Here is a 14,794-nt window from a genome sequence, read left to right as displayed (position 1 = left end):
CGTGCACTCAGCTCCTGACGAGAAGCCCGCGACTGCGGAGCATCCACCGCTCGAGCGGGCTGAAGACCAGCAGGTCGACGGCGATGCCCACCACGAGGATCAGCAGGATGGCGAGGAACACGCCGGGCATGTCGGCGTTGTTGCGGCCGTTCTCCAGCAACTGGCCGAGCCCGAGGCCCAGGTCCGGCGAGGAGGCGATGATCTCGGCGGCCATCAGCGAACGCCACGAGAAAGCCCAGCCCTGCTTGAGGCCCGCCACATACCCCGGCAGCGCCGCCGGCATCACGATGTGCCAGGTGCCCCTGAGCCCGGTCGCGCCGAGCGTGCGGCCCGCCCGCAGGAACAGCGGTGGCACCTGATCGACGCCGGAGACCAGGCCGTTCGCGATCGAGGGGACCGCGCCCAGCAGGATGACGGTGAACATCATCGAGTCGTTCAGGCCGAGCCAGATGACGGCCGGAGGCACCCAGGCCACGGACGGCAGGGACTGCAGGCCCGACAGGACCGGACCGATCGCCGCGCGGACGAACTTCACCCGGGCGACCAGCAGGCCGAGCGGGGTACCGATGGCGAGCGCCAGCAGGAAGCCGAGGAGGCCGCGCGACACGCTGGTCCAGATGACCTCCAGCAGAGTGCCCTGGAGCCACATGCGGGACAGGCTGTCCCACACGGCGGACGGCGCGGGCAGCTTGTAGTCCTCCGTGACCTCGGCCCACACCAGGCCCTGCCAGGCGACCAGTACGAGCGCCACGGCGGTGATCGGCGGCAGCACCTTCTGCACCAGCACCTGGCGCACGGGGGTGCGGTTCACCTGCACCGCGTCCAGTGCGTCGAGTCCCGCCTCCAGGCCGGCCAGGTCGTCGGCCTTGTCGGCGGTCCTGCCGGCGGCCGTCGTGGTCGTGTCAGTGCTGGCCATGTCGGCGGATCTCCCCACGCAGTTCTTCGGTGATCTCGACGGACAGCTCCGCCACGGCGGTGTCCTCGATACGTCGCGGCTGGTCGATGTCGACGGTCCACTCGCGGGCGACCCGCCCCGGCCGTGACGACAGCAGCACCACTCGCTGCGCGAGCCGCACCGCTTCACGGACGTTGTGGGTGACGAAAAGGACCGAGACGTTGGTCTCCCGCCAGATACGGGTCAGCTCGTCGTGCAGCACGTCCCGGGTGATGGCGTCGAGCGCCGCGAAGGGCTCGTCCATCAGCAGGAGTTGACTGTCCTGGGCGAGCGCGCGTGCCATCGCGACCCGCTGGCGCATACCGCCCGACAGCTCGTGCACCCGCTTGCCGTACGCGCCCCCCAGCCGTACGAGCTCCAGCAGCCGCTCGGCCTCGCCGCGCCGTACGTTCTTCGGTACGCCGCGCAGCCTGAGCGCCAGTTCGATGTTCTTGCCCGCGGTCAGCCACGGGAACAGGGCGTGCTCCTGGAACATCAGGGCGGGCCGCCCGCCGGGCGTCTCGATGGAGCCCGCGGTCGGCCGGTCGAGCCCCGCGACCAGGTTCAGCAGCGTCGACTTGCCGCAGCCGGACGCTCCCAGCAGGGTGACGAACTCGCCCGGCGCGACATCGAGCGTGATGTCGTCCAGCACGAGCTGCGGCCCGGCGGGCCCGTTGAAGGACTTGGAGACATGCCCGATACGGGCCGCGTACGTCTGCTCGACACTCACGCGGTCCTCGGCCTTGGCGAGGGCAGTGGCCATGGTCGTCACCTCCTGGGGAACTCGGCTGGTACGGATCACTTGACGCCGAGTCCGGCGTCGGAGACCTCGGGCGCGCCCGCGGCGCCGAGGACCTTGTTCAGCGGCTTCAGGTCGTAGATCCCGGCGAGGTCGGGCTGTTCCAGCAGGCCCGCCCGCACCGCGTGGTGCGCCTGCGTGTCGAGCGTCGCGGCCAGCGGGTCGTCGGTGAACCGGAGCGACTTCCACGCCGGGTCGATCACCTCCGGCGGCAGCGGCTTGCCGGTCAGCTCCTCGAGCTTGGCGTTGGCCGAGGCCCTGGCCCGCTCGGGGTTGGCGGCGATCCACTCGTTGGTCTTCACCGTGCCGCGCAGCACCGCCTCGACGACGGCCGGGTGCTTCTCGAGGAACTGCTGCGACACGACGATGTTCGTGATCACGAACTTCCCGTCCGGCCACAGGTCCGCCTCGTCCACCAGCACCTTCGCGCCCGCGGCCACCAGCCTGGAGGCGGCGGGCTCCGGCATCCAGGCCCCGTCGATCGCCCCGGACCGGTAGGCGCCCGGCGTCACCTTGGGCTGCATCCGGACCGCCGAGACGTCGCCCTTGCCGCTCTGGGGGTCGATCTTCCAGCCCTGCTCCGCGGCCCAGTTGAGGAACGCCACGTCCTGCGTGTTGCCGAGCTGCGGGGTGGCGATCCGCTTGCCCTCGACGTCGGCCGGGGAGGTGATCTTCTCCGGGTTGACGACGAGCTTCACCCCGCCGGACGCGGAACCGCCGATGATCCGCAGGCTCTCGCCGCCGGACTTCACATAGGCGTTGACGGCGGGGGAGGGGCCGATGAACCCGATGTCGATCGAGCCCGCGTTCAGGGCCTCGATCTCGGAGGGGCCGGCGTTGAAGCTCGCGGTCGACACCTTGGTGCCGCCCAGCTCCCGCTGGAGGATGCCCTCCCGGTCGCCCACGAGCGCGGTGGCATGGGTGAGGTTGGGGAAGTACCCGATCCGTACGGTGTCCAGACCCCCGACCTGCGGACCCTTCGCCGCGTGGGCGACGGGTGCCTTCACGGCCTGGGAGCCGTAGCCGCAGGCCGTGAGGACCACGGCGAGGAGCGGCAGGGCGGCTGCGGCGGCGAGGCCGCGGCCCAGGAACGTACGGGTGGCTGGCACGGGAGGTCTTCCTCTCGTAGGCCCGGTCCCTACGTCAGGTCGGGCCGGGTCGTCGGCGGGCGGTCAGGTTTTCGGCGGTGCGGGACGCCGGGGGCGCGCTCGGGCAGCGCCCTCGGTACTGCGGTCATCGCGCACATCGCGCCACCCCGCCCGTGCCCGCGCCGAGAGCCCCGCTGCCTACGCGGCCGCCCTCCTTGGCGAAGGTCGAGAAGACGTCGGTCATCAGAAGTCCCAGGCCGCGTCGTCGGCGGACTGCTCGGCGGGGGTGGTCTCGGCGGCGAAGGCGTCGCCCGCCATGCCCGCGGCGAGCGTCGTGCCGTCGGCGGGGTCGATGAGCAGGAACGACCCGGTGCGGCGCGAGTGCGCGTACGAGTCGAGTGCCAGCGGTTCGGCCGTACGGACCTTGACGCGGCCGATGTCGTTGGCGACCAGCTGACCGGGGGCCGGGTGCTGGGAGAGGTCGTCGAGGGTGAGCCGTGAGGGGATCTCCTTGACGATCGCCTTCACGGTACGGGTGGTGTGCTTGAGCAGCACCCGCTGGCCGACGGTGAGCGGCTGGTCCGCGACGTGGCACACGGTCGCCTCGACGTCCTGCGTGGTCGGCGGGGCGTCGTGGGTCGGCACGATGATGTCGCCGCGGGAGATGTCGATGTCGTCCTCCAGAAGGAGGGTGATCGACTGCGGCGTCCAGGCGACGTCCACGGACTTGCCGAGGAGGTCGATGCCGGTGACCTTCGACGTACGGCCCGACGGCAGGACGGTCACCGATTCGCCGACGCGGAACGTGCCGGCGGCGATCTGGCCCGCGTAGCCGCGGTAGTCGGGGTGCTCCGCGGTCTGCGGACGGATCACGTACTGCACGGGCAGCCGGGCGTGGCAGCCGGTCAGGTCATGGCTGACGGGCACGGTCTCGAGGTGCTCGAGCACCGTCGGGCCGCCGTACCAGTCCATGTTCGCGGACGGGTCCACCACGTTGTCGCCGGCGAGGGCCGAGATCGGGATCGCGGTGATCTCGGGAACGCCGAGGGACGCCGCGTAGGCGGTGAACTCCTCCGCGATCTTCGCGAAGACGGGCTCCGCGTAGTCGACGAGGTCCATCTTGTTGACGGCCAGCACCACATGGGGGACGCGCAGCAGCGCGGCGACCGCGGCGTGGCGGCGGGTCTGCTCGACGACGCCGTTGCGGGCGTCGACGAGCACGACCGCCAGCTCGGCCGTCGACGCGCCGGTGACCATGTTGCGGGTGTACTGCACATGCCCGGGGGTGTCGGCGAGGATGAACCGGCGCCGGGGCGTCGCGAAGTAGCGGTACGCCACGTCGATGGTGATGCCCTGCTCCCGCTCGGCCCGCAGGCCGTCGGTGAGCAGCGCCAGGTCCGGCGCCTCCTGGCCGCGGCTGCGGGACGCGTGCTCGACCGCCTCCAGCTGGTCGGCGAGGACTGACTTGGAGTCGTGCAGCAGCCGCCCGACCAGGGTGGACTTGCCGTCGTCGACCGACCCCGCGGTGGCGAAACGCAGCAGGGTCGTGGCGGAGAGCTGCTCGGCCAGCTGCTCGGTGGGGGTGGTCATCTCTAGAAGTACCCTTCGCGCTTGCGGTCTTCCATCGCCGCCTCCGACAGTTTGTCGTCGGCGCGGGTCGCACCCCGCTCGGTGAGACGGGAGGCGGCGATCTCGGTGATCACGGCGTCCAGCGTGGTGGCGTCGGAGTCGACGGCGCCGGTGCAGGACATGTCGCCGACGGTGCGGTAGCGGACCAGCCGCTTCTCAGTCGTCTCGGTGTCCTTGGGGCCGCCCCACTCGCCGGCGGTCAGCCACATGCCGGAGCGCTTGAACACCTCACGCTCGTGCGCGAAGTAGATCTGGGGGAGCTCGATCTTCTCGCGCTGGATGTACTGCCACACGTCCAGCTCGGTCCAGTTGGACAGCGGGAAGACCCGCACATGCTCGCCGGGCGCGTGGCGGCCGTTGTAGAGCTGCCACAGCTCGGGGCGCTGACGGCGCGGGTCCCACTGGGAGAACTCGTCGCGGAGGCTGAACACCCGCTCCTTGGCGCGGGCCTTCTCCTCGTCGCGCCGGCCGCCGCCGAACACCGCGTCGAAGCGGTGCTGCTGGATGGCCTCGGTCAGCGGCACGGTCTGCAGCGGGTTACGGGTCCCGTCCGGGCGCTCGCGCAGCTTGCCGGCGTCGATGTACTCCTGCACGGAGGCGACATGGAGCCGCAGCCCGTGCCGGGCGACCGTCCGGTCGCGGTACTCCAGCACCTCGGGGAAGTTGTGCCCGGTGTCCACGTGCAGCAGCGTGAACGGAACGGCAGCCGGGGCGAACGCCTTCAGCGCCAGATGCAGCATGACGATCGAGTCCTTGCCGCCGGAGAAGAGGATCACCGGCCGCTCGAACTCGCCCGCCACCTCGCGGAAGATGTGCACGCCCTCGGACTCGAGCGCGTCCAGGTGGGAGAGCGCGTACGGGCTGTCGACGTCCTCGTGCACAGTGGCGGCGGTCGTCATGCCAGACCCCTTTCTGCAAGCAGTGCGTGGACCGCGTCGGCGGATTCCCGCACGGTCTGGTTCTGGGACTCGATCCGCAGATCGGGCGACTCGGGCTCCTCGTAAGGGTCGTCGACCCCGGTCAGCCCGCTGATCTCGCCCGCGGCCTGCTTGGCGTACAGCCCCTTCACATCGCGTACCGAGCACACGTCCACCGGGGTGGCCACGTGCACCTCCACATACGCGGTGCCCTCCTGCTGGTGGCGCTTGCGCACCGCCTCCCGGCTCTCGGCGTACGGGGCGATGACCGGCACCAGGGCCTTCACACCGTTGGACGACAGCAACTCGGCGACAAAACCGATCCGCTGCACGTTGGTGTGCCGGTCCTCACGGGTGAAACCGAGGCCCGCCGACAGGAACTCGCGGATCTCGTCGCCGTCGAGCACCTCGACCCGATGGCCCTCTTCGCGCAGCCGGCCCGCCAGCTCGTACGCGATCGTGGTCTTGCCGGCGCTCGGCAGACCCGTGAGCCAGATGGTGGCTCCGGTCACTTGCTTCTCCTGAACTTCCCTGTTGTCCGTCATCAGCCGTGCAGCCCGCACTCGGTCTTGCCCCGGCCGGCCCAGCGGCCGGCGCGTGCGTCCTCGCCCTCCAGCACCCGGCGGGTGCAGGGCGCGCAGCCCACGGAGGCGTAGCCGTCCATCAGCAGCGGGTTGGTGAGCACGCCGTGCTCGGCGACGTAGGCGTCCACGTCGTCCTGCGTCCAGCGGGCGATCGGCGACACCTTGACCTTCTGCCGCTTCTCGTCCCAGCCGACGACCGGGGTGTTGGCCCGGGTCGGGGACTCGTCGCGGCGCAGGCCCGTGGCCCACGCGTCGTACCCGGTCAGGCCTTCTTCGAGGGGCTTGACCTTGCGCAGGGCACAGCACAGGTCGGGGTCGCGGTCGTGCAGCTTCGGGCCGTACTCGGCGTCCTGTTCGGCGACCGTCTGCCGGGGGGTGAGCGTGATGACGTTGACGTCCATCACCGCGTCCACCGCGTCGCGGGTGCCGATGGTCTCCTCGAAGTGGTAGCCGGTGTCCAGGAAGACGACGTCGACGCCGGGCACGGCACGGGAGGCGAGGTGGGCGACCACCGCGTCCTCCATCGAGGAGGTGACGCAGAAACGCGGGCCGAAGGTGTCGGTGGCCCACTTGAGGATCTCGAGAGCCGAGGCGTCCTCAAGGTCGCGCCCGGCCTGCTCGGCCAGCGACTTGAGATCCCGCTCGGCCTGAACCGTCGTCATATCTCTTCCCCTCCACGGTCGCCCAGCTGAAGTCCACGGGTCAGCAGCCCGAGGAACTTCAACTGGAAAGCTCGATTGCATGCCGCGCATTCCCAGGCGCCGTGACCTTCTTCGCTGGGACGCAGGTCCTCGTCGCCGCAGTAGGGGCAGTAGAACGGTGCAGCCCGCTCGCTCATGACAGGGCCTCCTCGGACGCCCTGGCCGCCCAGGTCGCGAAGCGCTCGCCGTCCTCGCGCTCCGCCTCGAAACGCTTGAGGACCCGCTCGACGTAGTCCGGAAGCTCCGCCGAGGTGACCTTCAGGCCGCGGACCTTGCGGCCGAACGCCGGGTCGAGACCCAGCGCGCCGCCGAGGTGCACCTGGTAGCCCTCGACCTGGTTGCCGTCGTCGTCGAGGACGAGCTGGCCCTTGAGACCGATGTCCGCGACCTGGATGCGGGCGCAGGCGTTGGGGCAGCCGTTGAGGTTGATCGTGATGGGCTGGTCGAACTCCGGCAGCCGGCGCTCGAGTTCGTCGATGAGCGCGGAGCCGCGGCCCTTGGTCTCGACGATGGCCAGCTTGCAGAACTCGATGCCCGTGCATGCCATCGTGCCGCGCCGGAACGGCGACGGCTTGACCTGGAGGTCCAGCGCCTCGAGGCCGGAGACGAGCGAGTCGACCTGGTCCTCGGCGACATCGAGCACGATCATCTTCTGCTCGACGGTGGTCCGCAGTCGGCCGGAGCCGTGCGCCGCGGCGAGCTCGGAGATCTTGGTCAGCGTCGCGCCGTCCACACGTCCGACGCGCGGCGCGAAGCCGACGTAGAACCGGCCGTCCTGCTGGCGGTGGACGCCGACGTGGTCGCGCCAGTGCTCGACGGGCTGCTCGGGCGCGGGGCCGTCGACCAGCTTGCGTCCCAGGTACTCGTCCTCCAGCACCTGGCGGAACTTCGCTGCGCCCCAGTCGGCGACCAGGAACTTCAGGCGCGCGCGGTTGCGCAGCCGGCGGTAGCCGTAGTCACGGAAGATCGAGATGACGCCTTCCCAGGCGTCGGGGACCTCGTCGAGGGGGACCCACACGCCGAGGCGCACACCGAGCTTGGGGTTGGTGGACAGGCCGCCGCCGACCCACAGGTCGAAGCCGGGGCCGTGCTCGGGGTGGTTCACCCCGACGAAGGCGACGTCGTTGATCTCGTGCGCCACGTCCAGCAGCGGGGAGCCGGAGATCGCCGTCTTGAACTTGCGGGGCAGGTTGGAGAATTCCTTGTTGCCGATGAACCGGCGGTGGATCTCGTCGATGGCGGGGGTGCCGTCGACGATTTCGTCCTGCGCGATCCCGGCGACCGGCGATCCGAGGATGGTGCGGGGGGTGTCGCCGCACGCCTCGGTCGTCGACAGGCCCACGGCCTCCAGGCGCCGCCAGATCTCCGGGACGTCCTCGATGCGGATCCAGTGGTACTGCACGTTCTGCCGGTCGGTGAGGTCGGCGGTGCCGCGCGCGAACTCCTCCGAGATCTCGCCGATCACCCGCAGCTGCTCGGTGGTCAGCCGACCGCCGTCGATGCGCACCCGCAGCATGAAGAACTCGTCGTCCAGCTCCTCCGGCTCCAGGATCGCGGTCTTGCCGCCGTCGATCCCGGGCTTGCGCTGGGTGTAGAGGCCCCACCAGCGCATACGTCCGCGCAGGTCGGCGCCGTCGATCGAGTCGAAACCGCGGTGCGCGTAGATCGTCTCAATGCGTGTCCGCACATTGAGACCGTCGTCGTCCTTCTTGGTCTGCTCGTTGCCGTTGAGCGGCGTGTGGTGGCCCATGGCCCACTGACCCTCGCCGCGGTGGCGTCCGGCCTTGCGACGGGGCGTGGCGGAGGCGGGCTTTTCGGGGCTGGCGGCCATGGTGATAGTCCTTCGAGACTGCAGGAGGGCGGCTCTGAGCTGCACACTCGCGCGAAGAGCGCGGCAGTGCGCAGGGCGGGGTGAAAAGAAGGGGGGTGCGGCGGTGCTGGGCTCTCAGCAGGCCGGACAGATGGCGCTGGACATGCGGCCGAGGTCGACGTGCCGCCGACTCACCAAGGCAATTCCAGTGCTGGACATGACGGAAGCGTGTCATGCCACTTTGGACCCAGTCCACCTTCATCCAGGATGTGGACACCACTGTCCCGCATCGTGAGACAGTGTGTCCTGGGTCACCGGTGCGCGTGCGGCCGGTCGTCCGCGTGCGGTCGGTCGGACCGCGCGCCGGGTCGGTCAGACCGCCGCGCCGGGCCAGGGGCCGGGCGTCTCGACGTCGGGATCCTGATCGACCTTGGTGTCGAAGAGACGGAACCCGCGCCGAAGATAATTGTCCATCGCGTGCGGGCCGTCCTTGGAGCAGGTGTGCAGCCACACCCGCTTCGTCTGCGGAAGACCGGGCCACCGCTCGGCCAGATCCCAGGCCCGGGCCACCCCCTGCGACAGCAGATGACCACCGATCCGACGCCCGCGGAACGCCGGGATGAGCCCGAAGTAGACGATCTCCACCGCCCCGTCGTCCTGCGCCTCGAGCTGCACGTAACCGGCCGGCGTCCCCTTCTCGTACGCGACCCACGTCTCGACCCCCGGACGGTCGAGCCACTCCTGCCACTCGGCGTACGTCATGCCGAGCCGGTCGGTCCAGCGGATGTCCCCGCCGACCGCCGTGTAAAGGAACCGGCTGAACTCGGGCGAGGGCACCTCGGCCCGGACGATCCGTATGTCGCCCCCGGGAGCGGCCGCGGGCCGCTGGTCCGCGGGGGAGGTCTGCTCCAGGGACCAGGTGGTCACAGTGATGGTGCTCATGCGGGCCAGGGAATCACGTTGCGGGTCTGCGGCGCACGGTCGGGGCGGGGAGTTACGGGGCCCCGCGCCGGACGGCGGGGTGCGGGGTTACGCGGCGGGCCCGCGGCGCACGGCCGGGCGGGGAGCCACGGGTACGCACCGCGCCGGACGGCCGCGGCGTGGTGTCAGCCGCTGCGCCCGCGCCGCACCGCCGGGGCCGTTGAATACGGGAGCACGTCCGCCGGCCGTTCCGGGAGTATCAGCTCCACCTCGACCTCCTCCGCGAAACGGTAGGGGCGGTGCGCCAGGATCTGCGCGAGATGGCGCCGCAGGCGCGACATCTCCGCCCGTACGGTCACCGTCCGCGTCGGATCCTCGAAGAGGTCCTGCGCCAGCTGAGCCGCGGTCCGCCCGTCCCGGTGCCTGGCCAGCACGTACAGCAGCTCCGCATGGCGGGGACTCAGCTCCTGCGACCAGCTCCCCGAACCGCCCGTCACGGTCACCGAGGGCCGCCGTGACCGGCTCAGGTCCAGCACGACCCGGCCGGGCGCCGCCTCGTGCTGCGCCCCGTCGACCCGTACCAGCCAGCCGCCCGGCAACGGCTCGAGCGTGCACATCCCGAGCGCCGGCAGCCAGAGCCGGCCCGCCCGGACCGACTTCGGCAGCGGCAGCCGGCCCGTCGGCGGCATGCCCGTGACGGCCGCCGGCCAGCCGTCCGTATCGACCGCCAGGGCCCGGCCGCCCAGCTGCCCCAGCAGGGGGGCGGCGACGCTGCGCAGCCGGTCGAGCGATTCGTGGTGACGGCCCCGCAGCTCGGCCTCCGCAAGCCGGGTGACCGAGGTGACCAGTGCCAGAGTCGCCGGATGCATGGTGGACAGCGGGCCGCTGATGTCGACGACCCCGATCAGCCTGCCGTCCCGCGGATCGGTGACCGGCGCCCCCGCACAGGTCCAGGTGTGGTGCGTGGAGACGAAATGTTCGGCCGAGTGCACCTGTACGGGCCGCCGGGACACCAGAGGGGTGCCGATACCGTTCGTGCCGACCAACTCCTCGTTCCAGGCGGCGCCCAGGACGAAGCCGTGCGAGTCGCCCTTGCGGAGGACCGCCGCACTGCCCTCGCGCCACAACAGCCGGCCCTCGGCGTCGGCGATGACCATGATGTGGTGCGCGGCCTCCGCGATCGAGACCAGCCCGTCCCGCAGCACCGGCAGGACCTCCAGCAGCGGTGAGGAGAGCCTCCGGCGTTCGATCTCCTCCAGCGGCAGCAGCCCCGCCCTGCGGTCCCGGTCCGGATCCACGCCCCGCTGCAGCATCCGCTGCCACGACTCGCCGATGTCCGTCCGAGGCCCGACCTCGGGTTTGCGGCCCGAAAGAGCCGCGTCCCGCACTCCCTTCAGCAGCCGCATGGCCTCTGCGCTGTCCATGGCCGCCAGCCTGGCCAGATCGAGCGATGAGTTCTTCACGGGCTTCTCCACGGTGCCTCCTCGGCGACGCCGGTGTCCGGTGTGCGGGGGGTGGCCCGCCCATCATGGCCTCCCCGGGCCGCCGCGCGGCACCTTATGGCACACAAGGATGCAACCCTTTGCAACCGTCGCGAACGGGCGTGCGCGTGTACGAAGGTGACGGAACACCGGTTCGCCGGTGGGGGTGGTGCCGTGTCGGCGCAGCACCACCCAACCAAGTCCCACGGGCGCGGACCGTCCCATACGGCCCGCGCCCGTTCCTGTCCGGACCCGGACCCGGGGCCGCGCGGTTCACACAACGGCGCGCGACCGCTCCACGATCGCCGCCAGCCCCAGCGTGTGGGGCAGCGTCCCGAACGCCGCCCCCCGGTCGCCGCCCAGCCGCGACGCGCAGAAGGCGTCCGACACCTCCGACGGGGCCCACCGCACCAGCAGCGACCCCTGCAGCACCAGCGCCATACGCTCCACCACCCGCCGCGCCCGGGCCTCGATGCCGTCCAGGTCGGCCAGCTCCGTCAGCAGGTCCTTGATCGCCGCGTCCAGCCGGTGGTCCGCACCCCGCGCCTTGCCGACCTCCTGGAGGAACGCGTTCAGCGCCTGCGGCTCTCTCTGCAGCGCACGCAGCGCATCCAGCGCCTGCACATTGCCCGAACCCTCCCAGATCGAGTTGAGCGGCGACTCGCGCAGCAGCCGCGGCATGCCCGACTCCTCCACGTACCCGTTGCCGCCCAGGCACTCCAGCGCCTCCGCCACCACCGGCGTGCACCGCTTCGTCACCCAGTACTTCGCCGTGGGCACCGCCAGCCGCAGGAACGCCCGCTCCGCCTCCGTGTCCGCGTCGTAGGCCGCCGCCAACCGGAGCCCCAGCGTCGTCGCCGCCTCCGACTCCAGAGCAAGATCGGCCAGAACATTGCGCATCAGCGGCTTGTCGATCAGCAGCGCGCCGAACGCGCTGCGGTACGCGCAGTGGTGGACCGCCTGCGCCACCGCCTGCCGCATCAACGCCGCGGAGCCGAGAACACAGTCGAGACGGGTCGCCGCCACCATCCCGATGATGGTGCGCACCCCGCGCCCCTCTTCGCCCACCCGGCGGGCCCAGGTCCCCTCGAACTCGACCTCGCTCGAGGCGTTGGACCGGTTGCCCAGCTTGTCCTTCAGCCGCTGGATCCGGAAGACGTTGCGCGTGCCGTCCTCCAGTACCCGGGGCACCAGGAAGCAGGTCAGTCCACCCGCGGCCTGTGCGAGGACCAGGAAGCCGTCGCTCATCGGCGCGGAGCAGAACCACTTGTGACCGGTCAGGAGATACGCGCCGTCCTCGGCCAGCGGCTCCGCGCGGGTCGTGTTCGACCGTACGTCGCTGCCGCCCTGCTTCTCCGTCATCCCCATCCCGAACAGGACACCGCCCTTCAGCGCGGCCGGGCGCAGACCCTCCTCGTACACCGTCGACGTCAGCCGCGGCTCCCACTCGGCGGCGAGCCCCGCGTCGGTGCGCAGCGCGGGCACCGCCGCGTGCGTCATCGACAACGGGCAGCCGTGCCCGGCCTCCGCCTGCGTCCACACCAGGAAACCGGCCGCCCTGCGGACATGCCCGCCCGGCCTGCCCCAGGCGCTCACCAGACCCGCCGACACGGCATGGCCCAGCAGCCGGTGCCAGGCCGGATGGAACTCCACCTCGTCGATCCGGTTGCCGTACCGGTCGTACGCCCGCAGCCGCGGCGGATGCTCGTCGGCCTGCCTGCCCCACTCATGCGCCTGGGCCGAGCCCGCCGTCCGCCCGAGCCCGGAAAGCTCCTCGAACGCCGTGTCACGGAGCTCGGGCGCGACATGGCGGCGGACCGCCTCCGTGAGGGCGAGGTCCGCGGCGAAGACGTCGTACCCCACCAGGGGCGGAGCCTGGTTGGTCACTGTGTGGGTGCTGGCTGCCATGCCGATACGGTAAGGAGGTGCAGGCAGCAAACGAAACACCCGAGCGGCCTTCGGGCCGGCTCCACCGGGCCAGAGTCCTCTACCGCAACGTCTCGAAGCGGAAGATGGCATGGCTGCTGCTGAAGGACACTGTCAACTCGTGCATCGAGTACCGCATCCTCGGGCTCGCGGCGGAGGCGGCGTTCTTCACGCTGCTGTCCGTGCCGCCGCTGATGCTCGGCCTGATCGGCCTGCTCGGCTACATCGACGACTGGACCAACACCACCACCGTCGCCTCGATCGAGGAGAACATCCTCACCGCCGTGGGCACCGTCCTCTCCGACCGCGGCGTCAACGACATCGCCAAACCGCTGCTGGAGGACGTCACCCAGGGCGGCCGGCCCGACCTCATCTCCATCGGCTTCGCCATCGCCCTGTGGTCCGGCTCGCGAGCCGTCAACGTCTTCATCGACACCATCACCGTCATGTACGGGCTCGACGGGCAGCGGGGCATCGTCGCGACGAGGCTCCTGGCGTTCCTGCTCTACATCATCGCCCTGCTCATCGGGGCCGTCGTGCTCCCGCTCGCCGTGGTCGGCCCCGACCGGGTCGTGGAACTCATGCCCTGGGGCACGGAAGTCGTCCGGGCCCTGTACTGGCCGGTCGTCATCCTGCTCTCCATCGCCTTCCTGACCACGCTGTACCACGTGTCCGTGCCGGTGCGGTCCCCCTGGGTGGAGGACGTGCCGGGCGCGCTCGTGGCGCTCGGCATGTGGGTACTGGGCAGCTTCCTGCTCCGCATCTACCTGACCAGCACGGTCGAAGGCCCCACGATCTACGGCTCGCTCGCCGCGCCGATCGCCTTCCTGCTCTGGATAGGCATCTCCGCGTTCGCCGTCCTCGTCGGCGCGGCGGTCAACGCGGCGATCGACCGCGTCTGGCCGTCCGTAGCCACTGCGGCGGCCCGCGCGGCGAACGAGCGCGCGCGGGCGGCCGACGCGGCGGAGCTGCTGGCGAGGGCGCGGGCCGCCGAGATGTACGGGGACGAGGACGGGGACGACGACGAGGAGGGTGGCGGTGACATGCCGTCCGAGTTCCCGGAGCGCTGGTCCAAGTTCCTCCCGGTGGACGACGTCCGGGCGCGGCTGCACACGACCCGCGAGAACGGCCGGGAGAACGGGCGCGGGAGCGGGCGCGCGAGCAGCCGGGACGGCCGCGAGAACGGCCACGAGCAGGCCGGTCACTGACACTCGTGCCGGTGCGGGGTGGGGTGCCGGGGTGTCGGCTCCGCGTCCCGGCCCGGGTCGGCCCCTGTCCGGCCGGGCCGGGCAACCGAGTCGCGGGCGCGGCAGAGGAACGCTCCTGGACGCCGTGCCGCGCACGGCCTCAGGCGCCGGTCTGCCGGCCGGTGCGCCGTGTCCGATGAGCCGTGCCGGGGCCGTCCGGCGTGTCGCCGAGCGACTCGAGGAGTCTGCGCAGTGAGTCGCCCAACTGCTCGCACTCGTCGCGGCTGAAGGCCCTCAGCAGATGGGCCTCATTGTCGAGGTGGTCGGCGATGTAGTCGTGGACGAGGCGCTGTCCGCGCTCGGTGAGGCGGATGTTCACGGTCCGCCGGTCACCGCTGTGGCGCACACGTTCCACCAGCCCCTTGGCTTCCATGCGGTCGATGCGGTTGGTGATGGCGCCCGAGGTCACCATGGACGCCTTCAGCAGTGCTCCCGCCGACAGTTCGTACGGCGGTCCGGAGCGTTGCAGCGTCGCGAGGATGTCGGCCTCGCCCAGTTCGAGCCCATACCCGGCGGCGAACGCCTTGAACTCCTTGTCCAGCACCCGCCCGAGGCGCTGGAGCCGCCCGAGGACCTGCAGCGGCCAGAGGCGCTCCGCAAGGTCCGGCCGTTCCTCGGTCCACTGGTCGGTGATCGCGTCCACGGCGTCGCTCACGCGTGACTCCCTTCGAAACAGCACTTCTCAACATTAAGACAATTGACGTCGGGGGAGCCCCCTGATTCTATCTCTCAACGTTAAGACTCTTAATATTGAGTG

Annotated in this window: 15 protein-coding genes; 1 reads left to right on the top strand and 14 read right to left on the bottom strand. The window is 70.9% G+C overall.

The window, feature by feature from the left end; all coding sequences use genetic code 11:
• Positions 1-7 precede the first annotated feature (7 nt).
• The 13 genes from ACZ4SA_RS06950 to ACZ4SA_RS06890 form a co-directional block, all read right to left on the bottom strand.
• On the bottom strand, positions 8-916 hold the full coding sequence (locus ACZ4SA_RS06950; protein WP_468270632.1) for an ABC transporter permease: 909 nt from the start codon (positions 914-916) through the stop codon (positions 8-10).
• Positions 903-1,697 carry an ABC transporter ATP-binding protein gene (locus ACZ4SA_RS06945; protein ID WP_468270630.1) on the bottom strand — a complete coding sequence of 265 codons (795 nt, stop codon included), beginning with the start codon at positions 1,695-1,697 and terminating at the stop codon, positions 903-905. Before ACZ4SA_RS06945 ends, ACZ4SA_RS06950 begins: the two co-directional genes overlap by 14 nt.
• A gap of 35 nt (positions 1,698-1,732) precedes the next feature.
• Positions 1,733-2,842 carry an ABC transporter substrate-binding protein gene (locus ACZ4SA_RS06940; RefSeq protein WP_468270628.1) on the bottom strand — a complete coding sequence of 370 codons (1,110 nt, stop codon included), beginning with the start codon at positions 2,840-2,842 and terminating at the stop codon, positions 1,733-1,735.
• 222 nt (positions 2,843-3,064) lie between these two features.
• The gene (locus tag ACZ4SA_RS06935) at positions 3,065-4,411 is read right to left on the bottom strand and encodes a sulfate adenylyltransferase subunit 1 (RefSeq protein WP_468270626.1); all 1,347 of its coding nucleotides are present in this window, start codon (positions 4,409-4,411) and stop codon (positions 3,065-3,067) included.
• A gap of 2 nt (positions 4,412-4,413) precedes the next feature.
• On the bottom strand, positions 4,414-5,349 hold the full coding sequence (gene cysD, locus ACZ4SA_RS06930; RefSeq protein WP_468270624.1) for a sulfate adenylyltransferase subunit CysD: 936 nt from the start codon (positions 5,347-5,349) through the stop codon (positions 4,414-4,416).
• On the bottom strand, positions 5,346-5,912 hold the full coding sequence (cysC, locus tag ACZ4SA_RS06925; protein WP_468270622.1) for an adenylyl-sulfate kinase: 567 nt from the start codon (positions 5,910-5,912) through the stop codon (positions 5,346-5,348). Before cysC ends, cysD begins: the two co-directional genes overlap by 4 nt.
• Positions 5,912-6,613, bottom strand: a complete 702-nt coding sequence (locus ACZ4SA_RS06920) for a phosphoadenylyl-sulfate reductase (RefSeq protein ID WP_468270620.1) — start codon at positions 6,611-6,613, stop codon at positions 5,912-5,914. The genes cysC and ACZ4SA_RS06920 overlap by 1 nt, the downstream gene beginning before the upstream one ends.
• The gene (locus ACZ4SA_RS06915) at positions 6,610-6,789 is read right to left on the bottom strand and encodes a hypothetical protein (RefSeq protein ID WP_468270618.1); all 180 of its coding nucleotides are present in this window, start codon (positions 6,787-6,789) and stop codon (positions 6,610-6,612) included. The genes ACZ4SA_RS06920 and ACZ4SA_RS06915 overlap by 4 nt, the downstream gene beginning before the upstream one ends.
• Positions 6,786-8,483: a nitrite/sulfite reductase gene (locus tag ACZ4SA_RS06910; protein ID WP_468270616.1), complete on the bottom strand. Its 1,698-nt coding sequence runs from the start codon at positions 8,481-8,483 to the stop codon at positions 6,786-6,788. Before ACZ4SA_RS06910 ends, ACZ4SA_RS06915 begins: the two co-directional genes overlap by 4 nt.
• A gap of 114 nt (positions 8,484-8,597) precedes the next feature.
• Entirely contained in the window at positions 8,598-8,681 is an 84-nt protein-coding gene (locus ACZ4SA_RS06905) for a putative leader peptide (RefSeq protein ID WP_310650533.1), read from the bottom strand.
• Positions 8,682-8,834: 153 nt separating this feature from the next.
• Complete coding sequence (locus ACZ4SA_RS06900; protein ID WP_468270614.1) at positions 8,835-9,404, bottom strand: GNAT family N-acetyltransferase; 570 nt, start codon at positions 9,402-9,404, stop codon at positions 8,835-8,837.
• Positions 9,405-9,568: 164 nt separating this feature from the next.
• On the bottom strand, positions 9,569-10,846 hold the full coding sequence (locus ACZ4SA_RS06895; RefSeq protein ID WP_468270817.1) for a helix-turn-helix domain-containing protein: 1,278 nt from the start codon (positions 10,844-10,846) through the stop codon (positions 9,569-9,571).
• Between the two features lie 291 nt (positions 10,847-11,137).
• The gene (locus ACZ4SA_RS06890) at positions 11,138-12,772 is read right to left on the bottom strand and encodes an acyl-CoA dehydrogenase family protein (protein ID WP_468270612.1); all 1,635 of its coding nucleotides are present in this window, start codon (positions 12,770-12,772) and stop codon (positions 11,138-11,140) included.
• Between the two features lie 17 nt (positions 12,773-12,789).
• Between ACZ4SA_RS06890 and ACZ4SA_RS06885 the strand changes: the two genes are divergently transcribed.
• On the top strand, positions 12,790-13,998 hold the full coding sequence (locus ACZ4SA_RS06885) for a YihY/virulence factor BrkB family protein (RefSeq protein ID WP_468270610.1): 1,209 nt from the start codon (positions 12,790-12,792) through the stop codon (positions 13,996-13,998).
• 139 nt (positions 13,999-14,137) lie between these two features.
• Here ACZ4SA_RS06885 and ACZ4SA_RS06880 read toward each other — a convergent pair whose 3' ends face one another.
• Positions 14,138-14,692: a MarR family winged helix-turn-helix transcriptional regulator gene (locus ACZ4SA_RS06880; protein WP_468270608.1), complete on the bottom strand. Its 555-nt coding sequence runs from the start codon at positions 14,690-14,692 to the stop codon at positions 14,138-14,140.
• Positions 14,693-14,794 lie beyond the last annotated feature (102 nt).

The organism is Streptomyces sp. NPDC027962, assembly GCF_055566095.1.
The sequence above is the reverse complement of the archived record's forward strand: the minus strand, read 5'-3'. Positions and strand labels throughout refer to the sequence as shown.